At 67.4% G+C, this 20,226-nt stretch carries 14 protein-coding genes; 5 read left to right on the top strand and 9 right to left on the bottom strand.

Translation table 11 applies throughout. The annotated features are described in order from the left end of the window. Positions 1–48: 48 nt before the first annotated feature. Positions 49–3,057 (bottom strand): UPF0182 family protein, encoded by a 3,009-nt coding sequence (locus AB4Z42_RS05265; protein ID WP_442008024.1) that lies wholly within the window; start codon positions 3,055–3,057, stop codon positions 49–51. A gap of 93 nt (positions 3,058–3,150) precedes the next feature. After that, positions 3,151–4,173 (bottom strand): YlbL family protein, encoded by a 1,023-nt coding sequence (locus tag AB4Z42_RS05260; protein WP_442008023.1) that lies wholly within the window; start codon positions 4,171–4,173, stop codon positions 3,151–3,153. Positions 4,174–4,267: 94 nt separating this feature from the next. On the opposite strand from AB4Z42_RS05260, the gene AB4Z42_RS05255 reads away from it, so the two are divergent. The 3 genes from AB4Z42_RS05255 to AB4Z42_RS05245 are packed head-to-tail and all read left to right on the top strand — an operon-like array spanning position 4,268 to position 7,924. Continuing rightward, positions 4,268–5,656: a zinc-dependent metalloprotease gene (locus tag AB4Z42_RS05255; protein ID WP_442008022.1), complete on the top strand. Its 1,389-nt coding sequence runs from the start codon at positions 4,268–4,270 to the stop codon at positions 5,654–5,656. Between the two features lie 57 nt (positions 5,657–5,713). Next, positions 5,714–6,541 (top strand): cyclodehydratase, encoded by an 828-nt coding sequence (locus tag AB4Z42_RS05250; protein WP_442008021.1) that lies wholly within the window; start codon positions 5,714–5,716, stop codon positions 6,539–6,541. Positions 6,542–6,583: 42 nt separating this feature from the next. Next, positions 6,584–7,924 (top strand): macrolide-binding ATPase MABP-1, encoded by a 1,341-nt coding sequence (locus AB4Z42_RS05245; protein WP_442008020.1) that lies wholly within the window; start codon positions 6,584–6,586, stop codon positions 7,922–7,924. Between the two features lie 21 nt (positions 7,925–7,945). Here AB4Z42_RS05245 and AB4Z42_RS05240 read toward each other — a convergent pair whose 3' ends face one another. From AB4Z42_RS05240 to AB4Z42_RS05230, 3 genes are all read right to left on the bottom strand, one after another. Beyond that, the gene (locus tag AB4Z42_RS05240) at positions 7,946–8,227 is read right to left on the bottom strand and encodes a WhiB family transcriptional regulator (RefSeq protein ID WP_442008019.1); all 282 of its coding nucleotides are present in this window, start codon (positions 8,225–8,227) and stop codon (positions 7,946–7,948) included. A gap of 144 nt (positions 8,228–8,371) precedes the next feature. After that, positions 8,372–8,563 (bottom strand): hypothetical protein, encoded by a 192-nt coding sequence (locus AB4Z42_RS05235; protein ID WP_442008018.1) that lies wholly within the window; start codon positions 8,561–8,563, stop codon positions 8,372–8,374. 127 nt (positions 8,564–8,690) lie between these two features. Continuing rightward, positions 8,691–10,793: an ATP-dependent DNA helicase UvrD2 gene (locus AB4Z42_RS05230; protein WP_442008017.1), complete on the bottom strand. Its 2,103-nt coding sequence runs from the start codon at positions 10,791–10,793 to the stop codon at positions 8,691–8,693. 81 nt (positions 10,794–10,874) lie between these two features. Between AB4Z42_RS05230 and AB4Z42_RS05225 the strand changes: the two genes are divergently transcribed. Further along, positions 10,875–11,117, top strand: a complete 243-nt coding sequence (locus AB4Z42_RS05225; protein WP_442008016.1) for a mycoredoxin — start codon at positions 10,875–10,877, stop codon at positions 11,115–11,117. Between the two features lie 21 nt (positions 11,118–11,138). Here the strand turns inward: AB4Z42_RS05225 and nudC are convergent, their stop codons facing one another. Together nudC and AB4Z42_RS05215 are read right to left on the bottom strand one after the other, a co-directional pair. Beyond that, a complete protein-coding gene (nudC, locus tag AB4Z42_RS05220; protein WP_442008015.1) occupies positions 11,139–12,071 on the bottom strand; it encodes an NAD(+) diphosphatase in 933 nt (310 codons plus the stop codon). A 175-nt stretch (positions 12,072–12,246) separates the two neighbouring features. Next, positions 12,247–13,341, bottom strand: coding sequence for a potassium channel family protein (locus tag AB4Z42_RS05215; RefSeq protein WP_442008014.1), 1,095 nt, complete (start codon positions 13,339–13,341; stop codon positions 12,247–12,249). A gap of 46 nt (positions 13,342–13,387) precedes the next feature. Here AB4Z42_RS05215 and AB4Z42_RS05210 point away from each other — a divergent pair, with 46 nt between their 5' ends. Beyond that, positions 13,388–13,801 carry a DoxX family protein gene (locus tag AB4Z42_RS05210; RefSeq protein ID WP_442008013.1) on the top strand — a complete coding sequence of 138 codons (414 nt, stop codon included), beginning with the start codon at positions 13,388–13,390 and terminating at the stop codon, positions 13,799–13,801. On the opposite strand, the gene AB4Z42_RS05205 is transcribed toward AB4Z42_RS05210, so the two are convergent. Then, positions 13,788–17,045, bottom strand: coding sequence for an ATP-dependent helicase (locus AB4Z42_RS05205; RefSeq protein WP_442008012.1), 3,258 nt, complete (start codon positions 17,043–17,045; stop codon positions 13,788–13,790). The two genes, AB4Z42_RS05210 and AB4Z42_RS05205, sit on opposite strands and share 14 nt — an antisense overlap. Further along, on the bottom strand, positions 17,042–20,182 hold the full coding sequence (locus AB4Z42_RS05200) for an ATP-dependent helicase (protein WP_442008011.1): 3,141 nt from the start codon (positions 20,180–20,182) through the stop codon (positions 17,042–17,044). The genes AB4Z42_RS05205 and AB4Z42_RS05200 overlap by 4 nt, the downstream gene beginning before the upstream one ends. Positions 20,183–20,226 lie beyond the last annotated feature (44 nt).

Genomic DNA, 20,226 nt, shown 5'->3' with positions numbered 1-20,226 from the left:
GTTACCGAAGGCGCAGGTGCAGCTCCAAATCGAGTGCTCAGCGCCTCGCTAGCGGGTCGACTGGTACTTCTTCACCGCGTCGTCGAGGCGCTGCAGGGCCTGGCCGAACTCGGCGAAGTTGCCGCTTGTCTGCGCGCCCTGCAGCGCGTCCAGCGCGCTGTTGACGTCTTGCAGCGCTGCGGCTTTGGCCGCCGACAACTGCACGGGGCCACCCGGCGGCACCGCCGCGGGGACTTGCGCCGTCGGTGGTGTGCCCTGATTAGTGGGCGGCTGCGCGGCGGGCGGCCCGCCGTCGGGTGGCGTTGCGGCCGGAGGTTGGCCGTTCGCCGGTCCCGTCGGTGCAGGGCCGGTGGCGGTGGCATCCGCGCCGGGCCCGAACAGCTCGGTCAGCGCATCGCGCACCGTCGGGCCGTAGCCGACCTTGTCGTTGTACATCATCGCGACCCTGATCAGGCGTGGGTACGACGACGCCGCGTCACTGGCGCCGGGTGAGGCGTACACGGGTGCGACGTAGAGCAGGCCGCCCTGAGCGACCGGCAGCGTCAGCAGGTTGCCCCACCGGATGCGGTTCTGGTTGTCACGGCCGATGACACCAAGGTCCTGGCTCACCGCGGTGTCGGTGCTGATCGCGTTGAACGCCAGCTTGGGGCCGTTCACCTGGCCGGGAATGGTCAGCACCGTCAGCTTGCCGTAGGTGTCAGGGTCAGAACTTGCGCTGATATAGGCGGCGAGGAAGTCGCGGCGGAACCGGTTCATCGCACTGGTCAGCTGGAAGGACGCCGAATTATTGTTGGATGCAAGATTTTTGGCGACGATGTAATACGGCGGCTGATAGCTGCTCGCGGTGGGGTTCGGATCCAGCGGCACGTCCCAGAAGTCCGACGTGGAGAAGAACGTCACGGGATCGTCCACGTGGTACTTGGCAAGCAGAGCGCGTTGAACCTTGAACAGATCCTCCGGATAACGCAGGTGCTGTTGCAGTTCAGGGGTGATTTCACTCTTGGGCTTCACCGTGCCGGGGAACACCTTCATCCACGCCTGCAGCACCGGGTCCTGCTCGTCTTGTGCGTACAGCGTCACGGTGCCGTCGTACGCGTCGACGGTCGCTTTCACCGAGTTGCGGATGTAGGACACCTGCTTGTCGACCTGCAGCCGGTTGGTCGCCACCTCGCTGGAGTCGGCTGTGGCGCTCGACAACGTCGTCAACTGGGAGTACGGGTAGTTGTCGAGCGTGGTGTAGCCGTCCACGATCCACACCATCCGCTTGTTCACGATCGCGGGGTAGACGGTGGTGTCCGTGGTCAGCCACGGCGCTGCGGCTTCGACGCGTTCCGCCGGATCGCGATTGAACAGGATCTTGCTGTTCTCGCCGATCACGTTGGAGAACAAGAAGTTCCGCTCGGCGAACTTCGCGGCGAACACCGAGCGCGACAACCAGCTGCCGATGGGCACTCCACCGGTGCCGCCGTACGTGTAGTTCTTGGTCTCGGTGTTGGTCTCGTAGTCGTACTCACGGTCGACGCCGCTCTTGCCCACGATCGCGTAGTCGGCCGACGTGTCGGCGATCACCGGACCGTAGTAAATCCGCGGCTGATCCAGTGGGGCCGGACCCGGTGACACGACGCTGCCGTTGGCGCCGACGACGCTGGCGAGGAACTCCGGGTAACCGCCGTTCTGGTTGGGGTCGTTGGCAACTCCGCGAACGGTGTTGGCCGGCGAGGCGATGAATCCGTTGCCGTGCGTGTAGACGGTGTGCCGGTTGATCCAGTCGCGCTGGTTGTCGATCAGCCGGTCAGGGTTGAGCTCGCGAGCCGCGACCACGAAGTCACGGAGGTCTCCGTCGCGTCCCGTGTAGCGATCCATCGCCAGGTGATCGGGGAAGTAGTAGAAGTTCTTACCCTGCTGGAACTGGGTGAACGCCGGGCTGACGATTGTCGGGTCGAGCAATCGGATGTTCGACGTCGTCGCACGGTCGGAGGCCACCTGTTGGGCCGTCGTCTGAGCGTCCCCGCTGTAGTCGCGGTACGTGACCGTTTGGTCGGTGAGCCCGTAGGCCTGTCTGGTGGCCGTGATGCTTCGGCTGATGTATTCGCTTTCCTTCTGCGCAGCGTTGGGCTTGACGCTGAACTGTTCGACCACCAGCGGCCAGCCGGCGCCGATCACCAGCGACGACAACAGCAAAAGGACCACACCGATGGCCGGGATCCGCAAGTCCCGCAACACGATCGCGGAGAAGACCGCCGCCGCGCAGATGACCGCGATCGCCATCAGGATCAGCTTCGCGGGCAGTACCGCATTGATGTCCGTGTAGCCGGCGCCGGTGAACGGCTTGCCGCCGCGGGTGTGGCTCAACAGCTCGTAGCGGTCCATCCAGTAAGCGACGGCCTTGAGCAGCATCAGGATGCCGACCAACGTGATCAGCTGGATGCGCGCCGCGCGGCTCAACGCCCCGCTGCGGCCCGACAGCCGGATACCTCCGAAGAGGTAGTGGCCCACCAGGTTGGCGATGAACGCCAGGAAGGTGGCGACGAACAGGAAGCTCAGCACCAGTCGGTAGAACGGCAGATCGAACGCATAGAAGCCGAGGTCCATGCCGAACTGCGGATCTTTGATCCCGAAGCTGCCGCCGTGCAGGAACAGCTGGATGCGGGTCCAATAGCTCTGCGCGACAATCCCGGCGAGGAGTCCGATGAACACGGGAATGCCGATACCGACGAGCCGCAGCCGGGTCATCACTGCGGTGCGGTAGCGCGCGATCGGGTCGTTGGGTCCGTTGGTCGGGACGAACACGGGGCGGGTGCGGTACGCCAGCGCCAGGCCGGCGAACACGATCGCGCCGATCACCACCGTGGCGATCAGGAAAACCACGATGCGGGTGAACAGCTGCGTGGTGAACACCGAGCGGTAGCCGAGCTCGCCGAACCACAGCCAATCGACGTAGGTGTCGATCAGGCGTGGGCCGATCAACAGGATCAAGACGAATGCCGCGGAAACCGCGATGAGAATTCGGCTACGTCGTGTCAGCTTCGGCATTCTTGCCGCGGGCCGCATACCCACTCGTCAACTCCAGTTTCTAACCGTTCCCACACGCCTTCTGTGACGTGCCATAACTCTACGCATGTGAAAAGTGGCTTTGATGCCGCAGACGCCCTAGCAATGGGGCCGTTCGCCACCAGCTGACAATGTGTTGAGAGCGGCGACGGCCTGATCGAGGGTCTCGACCTTGACCAGTTCCAGGTCGTCGTCATGGGCCGTCCTGGCTTCCTCGCAGTTCTCGGCGGGAACCAGGAAGATGCTCGCCCCGGCGTCCTTGGCCGCCAGCATCTTGTGGGTGATGCCGCCGATCGGACCGACCTTGCCGTCGCCGGTGATCGTCCCGGTGCCCGCGACGAACTTGCCGTCGTTGAGATTGCCGGTGGTGAGTTTGTCGACGACCGCAAGGCTGAACATCAGCCCGGCGGACGGGCCGCCGACGTTGGCGAGATTGAAATCAACCGTGAACGGCGCCCACGGGGCGTCCAGCACGGCGATCCCGAGGTAACCCTGATCGCGTTCGGGGTGCTTACCCAGCGTGATCGTGGTGGAGCCGATGTCCCCGTTCCTGCGCCGGTAGTCCAGCACCACCTGCTCACCGGGCTTGGTGTCCTTGATGATCGCCTGGAACGCGTCGAGGTCGGGCACCGGCTTTCCGTTGACGTAGTCGATGGCGTCACCGTCGGTGAGCTTGCCCTTGGACGGGCCGTCGTCATTGACCGACTCCACCGTCACGGCCATCGGGTACTTCAGATAGAGCAACGCGGCGTATTCGGCGCTGTCCTCGGACTGGCGGAAGTCGGTGTTGTTGGCCTCGTCGACCTCGTCCTTCGACTTGTCCGGCGGGTAGACGAGATCTCGGGGTACCAGCTGTTCACGGCCCGACATCCACAATGTCAGGGCTTCGCCGAGGGTCAGCGCGTCACGTTGAGACACCGTGGTCATGTTCAGGTGTCCTGACGTGGGGTGGACCTCGGTGCCCTCGATGTCGACGACCTGCTTACCGTCGACCTCACCGAGTGTGTCGAACGTCGGTCCCGGACCCAGCGCCACAAACGGCACCGTCACCACCGACAGCGCAACTCCGAACGCGACAATGGGGACGAGCGCGACGAGCAACGTCAAAATGCGCCTGTTCACGCCGCCCAATGTAGAGGTCGACGTGGAAGGGCCCTCGATCGCGATCATCGCTTCGCTCTCGGCGTGACATGCCACGTCACATGAGACGGCGCCGGTGAGTACCGTTGAGGGCATGGCTGACCTGCCTTTCGGCTTCTCCCCCGGGGATGACCCCGAGCGAGACAAACGTAAGAACGACCCGGATTCGGGCTCCGGCGGTCCCACCCCCGGCGATCCGTTCGGTATGGGCGGGGGCGAATTCGACATGTCCCAGTTGGGTCAGATGTTCAGCCGTCTCGGGGAGATGTTCAGCGGCGCCGGGAACGTGACAGCCGACGGCACCAAGTCGGGTCCGGTGAACTACGACCTGGCACGGCAGCTGGCGTCGAGCTCGATCGGTTTCGTCGCGCCCGTCGGCGAGAAGACCAGCGCGGCGATCTCCGATGCCGTCCACCTCGCCGAGACGTGGCTGGACGGTGTGACGGCACTGCCCGCGGGCACCACCAAGTCGGTGGCCTGGACGCCGACGGACTGGGTCGACAACACGATGGCGACCTGGAAGCGGCTGTGCGATCCAGTGGCCGAACAGATTTCCACGGTGTGGGCGTCGTCGCTGCCCGAGGAGGCCAAGTCCATGGCCGGGCCGCTGCTGTCGATGATGACGCAGATGGGCGGCATGGCGTTCGGCTCGCAGCTGGGCCAGGCGCTGGGCACACTCTCGAAAGAAGTACTGACCTCCACCGATATCGGGTTGCCCTTGGGCCCCAAAGGCGTTGCGGCACTGATGCCTGGGGCCGTTGAGTCACTCACCGAGGGACTGGAGCAACCGCGCAGCGAGATCCTCACGTTCCTTGCGGCACGCGAGGCCGCGCATCACCGCCTGTTCACTCATGTGCCGTGGCTGTCCAGCCAGCTGCTCAACACGGTCGAGGCGTTCGCCAAGGGCATGAAGATCGACATGAGCGGACTCGAGGAACTCGCGCAGGGGTTCAATCCCGCGGCGCTGGCGGATCCGTCGCAGATGGAACAACTTCTGAGCCAGGGCATGTTCGAGCCGAAGGCGACACCCGAGCAGACTGTCGCGCTTGGGCGGCTGGAGACACTGCTGGCGTTGATCGAGGGCTGGGTGCAGACCGTCGTCACCGCTGCGCTGGGCGACCGCATACCCGGTACGTCGGCGCTGTCGGAGACTCTGCGCAGGCGACGCGCCACCGGCGGGCCCGCCGAACAGACCTTCGCCACGCTGGTCGGCCTGGAACTGCGACCGCGCAAGATGCGCGAGGCGGCGGCATTGTGGGAACGGCTGACCGAGGCCGTCGGCGCCGATGCCCGCGACGGCGTGTGGCAACACCCCGACCTGTTGCCCAGCGCCGAGGACCTCGACGAACCGGCCGGTTTCATCGACCGCATGATCGGCGGAGACACCAGCGGCATCGACCAGGCGATCGCAGATCTCGAGAAGTCCACCGAAAACGACACTGACACAGGCGATTCCGAACGCTGAATCGGAGCCTGTGGATAACTCGACGGGCTATGGCGGATAACGTGCCACACTCCTCGCATGGGGCGTTACGTCCTGGACCCAGCGAGGCCGGTGTTGTTGCGACCCGACGGCGTCGTACAGGTGGGTTGGGATCCGCGGCGCGCGGTACTGGTCCGTCCACCGTCGGGATTGACCGCAGGTGCCCTCGCCGATCTGCTGCGCCGTCTTCAATCGGGCGCCACCCTGCCGGAGATCCAGGGGCATGCCGACGAGGCCTCCGCAGACAGCATCGCCGAGGTGGTGTCGTCGCTCGTGGACGCCGGCGTCGTGACGAACACGGCGCGAAGGCGTACCCGCGCGGCGTCCATCCGGATCCATGGGCGCGGTCCGCTTTCGGATCTTCTCGCGTCCGCGCTGCGTTGCTCGGGCGCTCAGCTCACGCGTAGCAGTCGCACGCATGCCGGCGCGCCTGCCGACCTGGCGGTATTGACCGACGTCCTGGTGTCAGATCCGCGGGTGGTGCGCGACCTGCACTCCGCAGGAGTGCCGCATCTTCCGGTGCGGGTGCGCGACGGCGTCGGCCTCATCGGACCGTTGGTCATTCCCGGTGTCACCAGCTGCCTCGGGTGCGCCGACCTTCATCGCAGCGATCGCGACGCCGCCTGGCCGGCGATCGCAGCCCAGCTCCGCGACACCGTCGGCAACGCTGACCGCGCCACGGTGCTGGCGACGGCGGCGCTGGCCCTCAACCAGATCGACCGCGTCATCTGCGCCGTCCGCAGCGGCCACGGCGTTTCCCACTCCCCTGCGCCGCCGGCCACGCTGGACGCGACACTGGAGTTCGACGTCAACGTGGGATCCGTCGTGGCACGCCGCTGGTCACGGCACCCGCGCTGCACCTGCTGACAACGTTTGTAGGCAAGTCGCTGCAGGGCGTTCAGCGAAGTCATGGATGATGGTCTTGTGAGTGAGATCAAGCGGGGTGGGGCCGCGCGCAATGCCAAGATCGCAGGCCTTGGTGCAGGCATGGCAGGCCGGGCAGCGCTGGGCTTCGGCAAACGGCTGACCGGCAAGCCGAAGGACGAGGTCAACGCCGAGTTGATGGACAAGGCGGCCCAGCAGCTGTTCACCGTCCTGGGGGAGCTCAAGGGCGGCGCGATGAAGGTCGGTCAGGCGCTGTCGGTGATGGAGGCCGCCATCCCCGAGCAGTACGGCAAGCCGTACCGCGAAGCACTGACCAAACTGCAGCGAGAGGCCCCGCCACTGCCCGCGCCCAAGGTGCACCGGGTGCTCGACGGGCAGCTGGGCACCAAGTGGCGCGAACGGTTCACGTCGTTCGACGACACGGCGGTGGCGTCGGCCAGCATCGGTCAGGTGCACAAGGCGGTGTGGTCCGACGGTCGCGAGGTTGCGGTCAAGATCCAGTACCCCGGCGCCGACGAGGCGCTGCGCGCCGATCTCAAGACCATGCAGCGGATGGTCAGCGTGCTGCGCCAACTGTCCCCCGGCGCGGATGTGCAGGGTGTGGTCGACGAGCTGATCGAACGCACCGAAATGGAACTCGACTACCGGCTAGAGGCCGACAATCAGCGCGCGTTCGCCAAAGCCTATGAGGGACATCCCCGTTTCGTGGTCCCGCACATCGTGGCCAGCGCGCCGAAGGTGGTGATCCAGGAATGGATCGAAGGTATCCCGATGTCGGTCATCATCCGCGAAGGCACGCAGGAGCAGCGTGACCTGATGGGCACCCGGCTGTTCGAGCTGACCTACGACGCGCCCAAGCGCCTCGAGATGATGCACGGCGACGCGCATCCAGGGAACTTCATGCTGCTGCCCGACAACAAGATGGGTGTCATCGACTTCGGCGCCGTCGCGCCGATGCCCGGGGGTATTCCCATCGACATCGGACTGGCGACGCGCTACGCACTGCAGGACGATTACGAGAACCTGCAGGCGGCCATGCAGCGCATCGGATTCATCCAGAAGGGCGAGCAGGTCTCGAACCGGGAGATGGACGAGATGATGAAGCAGTACGTGGAGCCGCTGGAGGTCGAGGTGTTCCACTACACGCGAAAGTGGCTGCAGCGCATCACCGCCGCGAACATGAGACCCGACCGCGCAGCAGGCCAGATCAAGGCCGCGCGACAGATGGACATTCCGGCCAAGCTGGCGATCCCGATGCGGGTGATCGCGTCCAATGTCGCCATCTCCTGCCAGCTCGATGCGCACATCCCGGCCAAAGCGCTTGCGACGGAACTGGTTCCGGGCTTCGCCGAACAAGACGCCTGATCCGGGGAAACCCGGCAGCGCTTACGCGGCTGCCGGGCTGCCCTCGGTGTTCTTGCGTGGCCGGCCACGCGGACGCTTGCGTGCGATGACCGTGCCGCGGTCGAGAATCTCGCCGCCCCACACACCCCACGGTTCCTCCCGCTCGAGCGCGGCCGCCAGGCACTCACGCCGGATCGGGCAATCCGCGCACAGCGACTTGGCGCGTTCGAGCTCGACGGGACTCTCGGCGAACCACATATCGGGGTCGTACAAGTGACAGGGCACCGCAAGCTTCGTCTTTTGTCGGCATGTCCCGATTGACATGTCCAGTCCTCTGCTTCCTGGTCGAGGGTTGTCGCATCTGTCTTCTGATGGATCTGTGACCAGGGATTCTGAGGTCCCAAATAAATTGGCCACGGATCCGATGACTGCGGGTCCGTGGCCTTTGGGGCGAAATCGTGGGCTTCCTTAGGTGGTGCCCCGATCCACGGACATTCCAGTCGCGGCGGCGGTGCGGCGGCGCGTGGGCTGCGGCGAAATGGCAGCTGCGGCACCCGCGGCGGCATGCGCCTTGTATGCGGGATGCGCCGCGGCGGCGGCAGCCGGGACATGGAGGGTCCACGAAACGCCGGAAACGCCTACGCCGCTAAACGTATTCATGTTCGACATGATCTCGGAACCCTCCTTTCACACGACAAATCGCACGGCTGGTGTGTGCGATCTCGAGGCTAAGCGTAACAGGCCGAACTGACAACTGATTTTCTGACCTGCGGCTTTGGCACGATTTTTACGAGGATTGGCGGCCTTTGACCAACGCGAGAACGTCAGCGCCGTACTGCTCGAGTTTGCGTGCGCCGATGCCGGGGATCGCGACGAGTGCGGCGTCGTCGCCCGGCAGCGTCTCCGCGATCGCGATCAGCGTGTTGTCGGTGAACACCACATACGCGGGCACGCTCATCTCCTTGCAGGTGCGCAGCCGCCAGTCCTTGAGTTCCGCGAGCAGGTTCTCGTCGATATCGGACGGGCACCCCTCGCATCGGCGCAAGACGATCGCAGCCGGGGCGGTCAGTGCGGCATTGCACACCCGGCAGCGCGGCGCGGCGCCCTTGGGCCGACGGGTACGACTGGGGGCGTTGTCGCCGGATGCCTGCGGCGCGACGCCGTTGAGGAACCGTGACGGCTTTCGACCCTTTCGGCCGCCCGGTGCTCGAGCCAGTGCCCAGCTGAGCGCCAAATGTGTTCGCGCCCTGGTGATTCCGACATAGAAGAGGCGGCGCTCCTCTTCGACTTGCTCACTGTCGGGACCGTGCGTCAGCGCATGGGAGATGGGCAGGGTGCCGTCGGCGAGACCGACCAGGAACACCGCATCCCATTCCAGACCCTTCGCGGCATGCAGCGAGGCGAGCGTGACGCCCTGGACCACGGGTGGATGCCGTGCGTCGGCGCGCTGCCGAAGCTCGGCGAGCAGTGAACCCAGGTCCAACGACGGGCGCTGCGCGACTTCCTCGTCGACCAGTTCGGCGAGCGCGGTCAACGCCTCCCACCGCTCGCGTGCCTTGGTGCCCGTGGGTGGCTCGGCGGTCAGTCCAAGAGGCTCCAACACGGCACGAACGACCTCCGACAGTGGTCCGTCCACGTCGCGATCGGCTGCGCGTTGCAGCGCCACCAGGGACTGGCGGATCTCCTGACGGCTGAAGAACCCCTCGCCGCCACGCACCTGGAAGGGGACACCCGCCTCGGTGAGCGCCTCCTCGTAGACCTCCGACTGGGCGTTGATGCGGTACAGCACCGCGATCTCCGATGCCGGGGTGCCCGCTTCGATGAGCCGCTTGATCTTCTTCGCGACCGCGGTCGCCTCGGCGACCTCGTCCGGGTGTTCGGCGAACGTGGGCTCCGGCCCGGGGTCGCGCTGGCCGACCAGATGCAGCCTGCTGCCCGCCATCCGGCCACGGGCGGCGGCGATGACGCGGTTGGCCAGCGACACCACCTGCGGGGTGGACCGGTAGTCGCGTTCGAGGCGGACCACCGCGGCGTCGGGAAAGCGGCGCGAGAAGTCGAGCAGGTACTGCGGCGTGGCACCGGTGAACGAATAGATGGTCTGGTTGGCGTCGCCGACAACGGTCAGGTCGTCCCGGTCTCCCAGCCACGCGTCCAGCACGCGCTGCTGCAGCGGCGTTACGTCCTGGTATTCGTCGACCACGAAGCAGCGGTACCTGTCGCGAAACTCCTGGGCGACCGCCGCGTCGTTTTCGATGGCGGCGGCGGTGTGCAGCAGCAGGTCGTCGAAGTCCAGCAGCGTTGTGCCATCGCGGCGGGCCTTGAGCGTCTCGTATCCCGCGTACACCGCCGCGACCTTGGCGGCGTCGAACGGAATGTCGCGACCCACTGCGGCGACGGCGGTGCCGTAGGTCTCCGGGCTGATCAAAGATCCTTTGGCCCATTCGATTTCGCTTGCGAGGTCGCGGACGTCGTCGGTGCTGGCCTGTAGCCCGGCGCGGTTGGCGGACTGGGCGACGACCGCGAACTTGGTGTCGAGCAGTTCCCATCCGGTGTTGCCGACGACGCGCGGCCAGAAGTAGGCCAACTGGCGGCGAGCGGCGGCGTGAAACGTCATCGCCTGAACGGACGCGGTGCCCACTCCGTCATCGAGGGTGCGCAGCCGGGCACGCATCTCACCGGCGGCCCGCTGGGTGAACGTCACCGCGAGTACCTGCCCCGGCGCGACGTGTCCGGACGACACCAGGTGGGCGATGCGGCGGGTGATGGTGCGGGTCTTACCGGTGCCCGCACCCGCCAGCACGCACACGGGCCCACGCGGGGCGAGGACGGCCTCGCGCTGCTCGTCGTCGAGGTCGTCGATGATGCGCGAGCACGCGACCTCTACCGGCATGCCGACCATCTTGTCAGGGCGGACCGACAAACCGGGGCATGCCGCGGGCATGTTCGGACCATCGACTACGTTGACTGCGATATGAGTGCTGAGCTGACCATGTACACCACGTCGTGGTGTGGGTACTGCGCCCGCCTGAAGAAGGTTCTGAAGGCCGAGGGCATCGCGTTCGACGAGATCGACATCGAGGCCGACCCGGCCGCGGCGGAGTTCGTGGCCTCGGCCAACGGCGGCAACCAGACGGTGCCGACGCTGAAGTTTCCCGACGGCAGCACGCTGACCAATCCGAGCGGCGCCGAGGTCAAGAAAAAGCTCGCGCGCTAATCCGGCGCGTCGGCGGCGACATCAATCGAGCGCGGCCCACGATTCGATGATCTCGCGGGCAATCGAGATCGACCCGGGCAGCAGAAGCCGCGACGGCGAATCGCTGCTCCAGTCGCCGTCGGCCAGCGCGGCCCGGACCTCGTCCCTGGTGAACCAGGCCGCCTCCGCGATCTCGCCGTCGTTGAAAGAGAACTCCTGCTCCGGGTCACCGATCGCGTGAAACCCGACCATCAGCGACCGCGGAAACGGCCACGGCTGGCTGCCCAGATACTGGACATTGGTCACCGACAACCCGATCTCCTCGGCGATCTCGCGGACGACGCACCCCTCGAACGACTCCCCCGCCTCGACGAAACCCGCCAAGAGCGAGAACAGCCGCTCGGGCCACACCGTCTGACGGGCGAGCACCGCGCGGTCGTGCCCGTCATGGATAAGGCAGATCACCGCAGGGTCGATGCGCGGAAATTCTTCGTGGCCTGCTGTGGCGTTGACCCTCGACCAGCCGCCCTTGATCGCCTTGGTCGGTGCGCCGTCGATGGCGCTGAACCGTGCGCTGTCATGCCAATTCAGCAGTGCGGTGGCAGTCGCGACGAGCTGCGCGCTGACGTCGTCGAAGATCGGGCCCGCCCGGCGCAGATCGAGAACCTCGGTTTCGGTGTGCGGATCCTCAGGGCCCTCCAGCGCCGCGCGGATCCCCCACACGTGGGTGCCGTCGCCGAGCCGACCGAGGAAGACCGCGTTCTCCGGCGGCTTGGCGCCTAGATCGGCGGCCTTCCCGAGCACCACTCGGCCCGCGGAGATCAGCACCTGATTGCGACGGTCGACCCGCAGGACCGCCGCATCCGGCCAGCCGGCCAACGCTGCATCGACATCGGTGCGCAGTGCGTCGGCCCGGTCGGCGCCGACGCGCGACAGCAGCGGGACGTTGCGGAGCTGAAATCCTCCGGAGCTCATTGCTCTCTGTCCCCTCGCCTCCCCTGCGCTGCGCGCGTGGGCCCATCGGGCTGGGGTCCCCACTTCGCGCAAGCGCTCATCATTGCTCTCTGTTCTTCGCGCAAGCGCTCATCATTGCTCTCTGTTCTTCGCGCAAGCGCTCATCATTGCTCTCTGTTCTTCGCGCAAGCGCTCATCACCGCTCCGCGTCCGCGCTGCGGATGTACAGCAGCCGGTCGCCGTTTTCGAGCGCGTCGACCTGCTCGTCGTCGACGCGCACCAGCTTGCCGGCGCGGACGACGCCGAGCACGATATCTGTGTTGTGCCTCGGCGATCCGCCGACCTCTTTGGGGCTGACTTCCCGTTCGGCGATCGCGAAGCCGGCATCGGGGGTCAGAAGGTCTTCCATCATCTCGACAACGCTCGGGGTCTGTACCGCTATGCCCAGCAGCCGGCCGGAGGTCTCGGAGGTGACGACGGTTGAATCCGCGCCGGCCTGCTCGAGGAGGTGTTGATTCTCGGCTTCTCGCACCGCGGCGATGATCTTTGCATTGGGTGCCAGCTCGCGGGCCGTGAGGGTGACCAAGACCGCGGCGTCATCACGGTTGGTAGCGACGATGATCGCCTTGGCATGCTGGGCGCTGGCCAGCCGCAGGACTTCCGAGTCGGTCGCGCTGCCCCGCACGGTGACCAGGCCCGCGCTCTTCGCGCGTTCGAGCGCGACCGGGTCCTCGTCGACCACGACGATGTCGGCCGGCGCCACTTCGTCGCCGATCATCGCGGCGGCCGCCGTCCTGCCCTTCGTGCCGTAGCCCACGATGACGATGTGGTTGCGCACCTTGTTCCTCCATCGCTGGATTTGGTAGACCTGCCGCGACTGTGTGGTGAGGGTTTCGACCGTCGTACCGATCAGCACGATCAGGAACGCGATCCGCAGCGGTGTGATCACCAGGACGTTGACCAGCCGAGCCGACGCGGTGACCGGAGTGATGTCGCCGTAGCCCGTCGTCGACAGTGACACCGTCGCGTAGTACAGGCAGTCCAGGAACGACAGCGGATCGTTGGGGTTCGGGGAGCTTTCGACGTCGCGATAGCCGTGCCTGTCCAGGTACACGATCAGAACGGCGGCGAACAGCGCGCCGAGGGCGTAGACAACCCGCCGGATGATGCGCTGGGTGGGGCTGACCTGTTCGGTAGGAATCTGCACTGTGTCGGTCAGCGCATGGACCGGCTGATCGGCCAACGACTGGTCGAATCGGCGGAGCCGACGTCGCAATCTTCCCTTAGCCATCAGAACCCGTCATCGCTGAAGAGTCGGCGCACGCCATTATGTAACCATGACCACCACCCCGTTCGAACTTGAGCAGAGCGCCAGTCCCAGACGAGCACAGCTGATGGGTGCCGGGCTGCTCGGCATGGGCGTCCTGCATTTTGCGGCCCCCAAGCCGTTCGACGACATCATTCCGCAGGAGCTGCCGGGCACCGCACGCTTCTATACGTATGCCTCCGGCGTCGCCGAGCTGGGCGTCGGCGGTCTGCTGCTGGCGCCCAAGACGCGCCGCCTGGGAGCGCTGGCCGCCGTGGCCCTGTTCGTCGGCGTCTTTCCCGGCAACGTCAACATGGTCCGGATGTTTTTCAACGACCCCGACAAGACGCTTCCCATGAGGCTGGGTGCGATCGCCCGCCTGCCGTTGCAAATCCCGATGATCACCGAGGCGCTCAAGATCTATCGCTCGTCTAAGCCGCAGTAGTTTCCAACAGGGCCAGCAGGTCGTCGCTGCCCGGCAGGTCGTCCGGGGTGACGGTCAGCCCGCTGCGCACGTAGTGGAACGACGCGCGTACGGATTCGACCGGGCAGCCGTGTAGCGCGGCCCAAGCAAGCCGATAGACGGCGAGCTGAACGGCCGCATGCCGCTTGGCTTCCGGTGTGCCAGGTGGATCACCTGTCTTCCAGTCGACGACGGTGGCGCCGCCGTCGCCGTCTCCGAAGACCGCGTCGATGCGCCCACGCACCACTCGCCCGCCCATCACCATGTCGAAGGGCACCTCGACGTCGACCGGGGTGCGGGCGGCCCACGACGACACCGCGAATGCGGCCTGCAGCTCGCCGAGTTCGTCGGCGACGGTGGCGTCGTGATCGACGGCACCGGGCAGATCGTCCAGGTCGAACAACCGATCGGCGTGATAGAAGCGCTGTACCCAATCGTGGAAAGCGGTGCCCAACAAGGCATGCGGATCCGGTCGGCTGGGCAGCCTGCGTCGCAACCGTTGCGCGACTGCATCGGGGTCGCGGCCGAGTTCGACCAGAGTGCTGACCGACAACTGTGTCGGCAACGGCGGGACCGGACGATCGGCCGCTCGATTGCGTTCGGCCAGCAGCGCGTCGACGTCCGATATCCACCCTTCGTCACCATCTGCGAGTTCACCGCCGGAATCACCTGACATCGCCTGTGCGACAAGCGCGGCGCCCCGGCCCATATCGTCGCGGCGGGGACCCGCGGGGTCGGCGGGCCAGAGCGTCTCGACGACGTTGTCGCGCAACGGGTTGGGCTCGCCATCGGCCGGAGTCGGAGCCCACTGCTCGACGATGCCGCAGGGATCACCCGCGGCGTCCGCCCGCTCGATGATGTCCTTGAGCTCTTCGAGGAACGCCGACGGACCACGCGGCTTGGACTCGGCCGCTCCCCAGTGATGACCGGAGAGCAGCAGGGTGTTCTCCGCGCGCGTGATCGCCACGTACAACAGCCGTCGCTCCTCGTCGATGCGGCGCAGCGCCAGGCTGTCCTTGTGGTCAGAGATCTTGTCCGCGAGCTTCTTTCGATCGTTGACGTCGGAGGTGTCCAGGACCGGCACACCGTGCTCGGAAAGCGTCGCCCGATCCCCCCGCAGCAGCGGCGGCAGGTCGCCCGAATCGGTGAGCCATGTCCGGGCCGACGCGGTGGACGGGAAGACCCGGCCGCTGAGGTGGGGCACCGCCACGACCTGCCATTCCAGCCCTTTGGCGGCGTGCACGGTGAGAATCTGAACCCGGTCGTCCGCAACGGCGACTTCGGCGGGCGCCAGGCCGTTCTCCACCTGCTCGGCCGCATCGAGGTAAGCGAGAAGGCCGGACACTGTGGCGCCGGGACGGCTCGCGAAGTCGGCGACCACGTCGGCGAACGCATCGAGATGCTCGGTGCCCGCCCAGCCCGCAGACACCCGGCGCGTCGCGCGGACCTCGGTGTCCACGCCGAGCACCCGTCGCACCTCGGCGACCAGGTCGGGCAGCGGGTGCGTGAGATGGCCACGGAGCGCGGTGAGTTCACGACCCAGCTCCACGATGCGGGCGTACCCCGTCGCGGAGTAGGCCGCGGCGGAGCCCGGATCGCTGACGGCGTCCGCCAGGCACGCGGTGTCGGCGTCGGGCGCCGCCTGCGCCACGACCCGGTCGGCGACCGCACCGTCAGCGGGGCTACCGCAGTCGTCGAGTTCGACGGCACGACGCCACAGCGCCGCGACATCACGCCCACCCAACCGCCAACGCGGCCCGATCAGCACGCGCATCGCGGATGCGCCGGAGGTGGGGTCCGCCGCCATTCGCAGCGTCGCCACCACGTCGGCCACCTCGGGCACGCCGAGCAACCCTGAGAGTCCCACGACTTCGACGGGCACCCCTCGCGCGGTCAGCGCATCGGCAATCGGTGCGGCGTCCGCATTGCGCCGCACAAGGACCGCGGTCGTCGGCGCCGCGACACCGTCGGCGCGGGCTTGATGGTAGATCCGCGCCAGATGGTCTGCCATCCAATCACGTTCGGAGACAACGTCTGTCAGCAGTGCACATTTGACGGTGCCCTGGGTCGCGCCGGGTTTGGGCCGCAGCTCCCGGACCGCCACGGAACGGCGTCGCGCTTCTGCGGACACCGCATTCGCCAGATGCAGGGTGTCGGGCGGGTTGCGCCAGCTGGTGCGAAGCTCCAGCGTCGGGGCGGGGCTGCCGTCGGACCGAGGGAAATCAGTGGTGAAACGCGGCAAGTTCGTGGCCGACGCGCCGCGCCAGCCGTAGATCGACTGGATCGGATCACCGACGGCGGTCAGCGCCAAGCCATCGTCGACTCCCCCGCCGAACAACGCCGAAAGAGCGACCCGCTGGGCGTGGCCGGTGTCCTGGTACTCGTCGAGCAGCACAACCCGAAACCGGCTCCTCAGCTGCTCGCCCACCTGCGGGAATGCCGCCGCCAACCGGGCGGCCGAAGCCATCTGCATGCCGAAGTCCATGACCTTCTGCTCCCGCATCCGCAGGTGCAGAGCGTCGATCAGCGGGACGAGCTGGGTGCGTTCGGTCTGGGTCGCCAGCATGCGCAACAGCCATTGACTCGGTCCACGGTCCCGCTGATACGGCCCCGCGGGCAGCGTGTGTACGAGCCGTTCGAGCTCGACGTGGGTGTCGCGCAACTGCTCGGTGTCGACGAGGTGTTCGGACAGCGCACCGGCCAGTCGCAACACCATCGCGGTCACGGCGGCCGGGGTCTTGTCGGTATCCAGATGCTGCGGATGCTCGCACACCACCCGAAAAGCCAACTGCCACATCTCGGTTTCACTGAGCAGACGAGTGTCGGGTTCCACCGGGAGCAGCAGACCGTGCTCGCGCAACAGATTGCCTGCGAAAGCGTGATAGGTGCTGACGGTCGCCGGATCGTCGGCGATGTCCGGCATTCCGGGGCCGGCGGGAACGAGCCCCGCGCCCGCGAGCCGGGCCAGCCTGGTGCGGACACGGCGCAGCAGTTGTCCGGCCGCCTTACGGGTGAACGTCAGACCGAGCACCTCACCGGGCAGCGCGTAACCGTTGGCGACCAGCCAGACCACCCGCGCCGCCATGGTCTCGGTCTTGCCTGCCCCGGCACCGGCTATGACGACAAGGGGCCCCGGCGCAGCGGCGATCACCGCAGCCTGCTCATCCGTGGGTGCGAACAGCCCGAGCGCCGATGCGAGTTCGTCGGGGCTGTAGCGCGGGTTCACTGCTGACCTTCCGCACGCGTCTGGGCCGGGCACATGTTCCGCACAGGGCAATGGGCGCAACCGTCGTTGATCCGCGCGACGAACTGAGGGCCCTGGGTGGCCGCCGCAGCGTCCTGCACCTTGTTCCGCCAGGCGGCGTGCGATTCCGGCGTCAGCGCGTCCTGCTCGCGTTCGGCTGCGCGGCCGCCGCTGGTCCTGCCGAGATACACCAGCCGGCCGCCTCCGGGTTCCGTCCCGTGCGGTAGGAGCCCTTCGGCAATGGCCAGCTGATACATCGCGAGCTGGGCGTGACGCTGGGCCTCGTCCTTGGTGACCGGGCTCTTGCCGGTCTTGACGTCGACGACCACCAATCGTCCCTCGCCGTCGCGTTCCAGCCGGTCCAGTCGGCCGCGGACCTGCACACCGGGACCCTCGTCGCCGGGGCGGCAGACCTCTCCGGTGACCTCGATCTCGGTACCGACCTCGGTGAGCTGGTGGCGGGTCTGCGTGCGCCACTCTGCGAATGTCGACAACATCGACCGGTGCCTGTCCAGCTCATTGTCCGAATGCCACTGCGCATCGAACGGTAGTTGCTCCCAGACCTTTTCGAGCTCGTTGAGCATCTGGCTCTCGGTCTTGCCGGGATCGGCGACCAGAGCGTGCAGCAGCGAGCCGATGGCCGACCGGACATCTCGTGCGTCGCTGCCGCCGTGGCGTTCGAGCAGCCAGCGCAGCGGGCAGTCTGTCAGCATCTGAAGTGTCGACGGTGACAGCGTCACGGTGTGATCGTCACCGGACCAGAGGGGCTCGTCGGTGGACAGCGCCGTCGTGGCGTACCAGTGCCCAGGGTCGGCGCCCGGCACACCCCCCTGCGCCAAACGCGCCAGTTGTGTTGCCGCGCAGGCACGAACGTCCTCCTCGACGTCGTCCGGCGGTGCGCAGACCACCGCACGCAGGCGTCCGACCAAAGCGGTCGGCGCCAGCACCCGCGGTGCCTGCACCGGGGCAGTGGGCTCGGGGCCGGGATCGGTGGCCAGCGACATCAGTTCGTAGCAGAACGGCGAAGGCAACATCGACTCGTCTCCGCAGTCGCTGTCGACCGCGGTCACCAGCAGCCGACTGCGGGTGCGGCCCATCGCCGCGATGAGCAGCCTGCGCTCCTCGGCGAGCAGGGGCGCCCGCGTCGACACTCCCCTGTCGTTCGGAGCGACCACACCGTCCAGCACATCGACCAGCCGCTGTGTACCGAGCACGCCACCGCGGGGGATCATGTTGGGCCACAGCCCTTCCTGCAGTCCGGCGATGACGACGAATTCCCACTCCCCGCCGAGCGCCGCATGGGCGCTGAGCACCGCCACGGTGTCGGATTCGGGGCGTTCCTCGCGGGAGGCGGCCGATAGACCGAGCGCGGTGACATGGTCGAGGAGACCTTGCAACGAAGCCCCTGCGGTGCGGTTCACATACTGCTCGGCGGCATCGAAGAACGCGGTGACGGCGTCGAGGTCACGGTCGGCTTGTGCGCCCGCCGTCCCACCGCGTTCACTTGCCGCCAGCCAGCGCCGCTGCAGACCGGACCGGTGCCATGCCTGCCAGAGCGTGTAGCGCGGGTCATCACCCTGCGCCGCCGAGCGCCGTGCGGCGGCCAGGACGGCGCGGACCCGCCGTAGCGGACGGGCGAGTTCGGCGGAGAGTCCCTCGGCACCGCGCTCTTTCAGCAGGGCATCGACCAGCAGATCGCCGAGTTCTCGGGGCGGCTGACTTCCGTCATGGCGCCGCAGCGCCCGCCGCAGCTGTCGCAGCGACACCGGGTCGACCCGCCCGATCGGGCCGGTCAGCAGCGAAAGCGCCTGCGTGCCGTCGAGCGCCGCGCCCGCGGTGGCCTCGAGAACGGTGAGCAGGGCTTGCACCGCGGGCTGGTCGGCCAGCGGCGCAGTGGGCGTCGGCAGGTCCACGGGGACGCCCGCGGCGGCCAGTGTGCGCGCGAGTGCGGACCCCAGCCGAGGCACGGATCGAACGATCACCGCCATCGCCGACCACGGCACCCCGTCGACCAGATGCGCGCGCCGCAGGGCATCGGCGATCAATGCGGATTCGGCGTGCGACGAGGCGGCGATGCGCACCGTCAGCGAGCCCTGCGGTCCGTCGGCGCCGTCCACGCGGCGAGCGTCGTCGGCACCCGCAAGCCGTTGGGCGACCGCACTGATGGCACGCGCGACCGCGGGTGCGCAGCGGTGGGAGTCGGTCAGGGTGAGGGCGGGCTCGTCGCCGCGCAGCAGCGCCGGATCCGCTCCGCGGTAACCGAATACCGACTGGTTGGGATCACCCGCGAGGATGGTGAGCTCCGCACCACCGGACAACACCCGGACGAGCCGGGCCGCCTGCGGATCCAGATGTTGGGCGTCGTCGACCAGGAGCAGTTTGATGCGCGCGCGCTCGGCCCCCAGTAGCTCGTCGTCGGTGCCGAGGGCTTCCAAGGCCGCGCCCACCAGTTCGGCGGCACCCAGTGCGGGCACTGTGGCCTGCGGCGCTGCCATCCCGACCGCAGAGCGCAACAGCATTATCTGCTCGTAGGCCTGGGCGAACTGCCCGGCCGCCAACCACTCCGGCCGGCCCGCGCGCCGCCCGATACGTTGGAGCTCAACAGGATCCACACCGCGCTCTGTGCAGCGCGCCAACAGGTCACGAAGTTCGGTGGCGAACCCGACAGTGCTCAGCGCACGCCGCAGCTGTGCGGGCCAACCCACGGCCGATCTGTCGCCGTCTTCGAGGTCTCCCGCGAGCAGTTCGCGGATGATGCCGTCCTGCTCGGCGCTGGTGATCAACCGCGGCGGCGGATCACCCTTGCGCTGCGCGGCCAGGCGCAGCACCGCGAATGCGTACGAGTGCACGGTGCGGACCAACGGTTCGCGGACGACTGCGCGGGTGCCGGCTGCGAGCAGCGCCGACGTGATGGCGGCGCGGGCCTGCGCGCCGAGCCGCGCCGAACCCGTCAGCAGCAGAACCGATTCCGGGTCGGTACCCGCGGCGATGTGTGCGGCAGCGGTCCGCACCAGCAGGGTGCTCTTGCCGGTACCCGCGCCGCCGGTCACCCGCACCACGCCGCGCATTCCGGGTTCGGTGAGCGCGGCGGGCGTCAGATCGGTGTGCGGTGCGGACATGTCGAAATGACACCACGGGGGTCCGACAAGTCAGCGCGTTGGGC

It is taken from the genome of Mycobacterium sp. 2YAF39 (assembly GCF_052114565.1).
In the GTDB taxonomy this organism is placed as follows: Bacteria; Actinomycetota; Actinomycetes; order Mycobacteriales; family Mycobacteriaceae; genus Mycobacterium.
This window is presented reverse-complemented; position numbering and strand designations above follow the sequence as displayed.

Bases quoted from the DNA above. Each gene is read 5' to 3' on its own strand.
- AB4Z42_RS05250 (WP_442008021.1), top strand. From the start codon at position 5,714: ATGGGGCGTTACGTCCTGGACCCAGCGAGGCCGGTGTTGTTGCGACCC.
- AB4Z42_RS05245 (WP_442008020.1), top strand. From the start codon at position 6,584: ATGGATGATGGTCTTGTGAGTGAGATCAAGCGGGGTGGGGCCGCGCGC.
- AB4Z42_RS05240 (WP_442008019.1), bottom strand. From the start codon at position 8,227: ATGTCAATCGGGACATGCCGACAAAAGACGAAGCTTGCGGTGCCCTGT.
- AB4Z42_RS05235 (WP_442008018.1), bottom strand. From the start codon at position 8,563: ATGAATACGTTTAGCGGCGTAGGCGTTTCCGGCGTTTCGTGGACCCTC.
- AB4Z42_RS05230 (WP_442008017.1), bottom strand. From the start codon at position 10,793: ATGCCGGTAGAGGTCGCGTGCTCGCGCATCATCGACGACCTCGACGAC.
- AB4Z42_RS05225 (WP_442008016.1), top strand. From the start codon at position 10,875: ATGAGTGCTGAGCTGACCATGTACACCACGTCGTGGTGTGGGTACTGC.
- nudC (WP_442008015.1), bottom strand. From the start codon at position 12,071: ATGAGCTCCGGAGGATTTCAGCTCCGCAACGTCCCGCTGCTGTCGCGC.
- AB4Z42_RS05215 (WP_442008014.1), bottom strand. From the start codon at position 13,341: ATGGCTAAGGGAAGATTGCGACGTCGGCTCCGCCGATTCGACCAGTCG.
- AB4Z42_RS05210 (WP_442008013.1), top strand. From the start codon at position 13,388: ATGACCACCACCCCGTTCGAACTTGAGCAGAGCGCCAGTCCCAGACGA.
- AB4Z42_RS05200 (WP_442008011.1), bottom strand. From the start codon at position 20,182: ATGTCCGCACCGCACACCGATCTGACGCCCGCCGCGCTCACCGAACCC.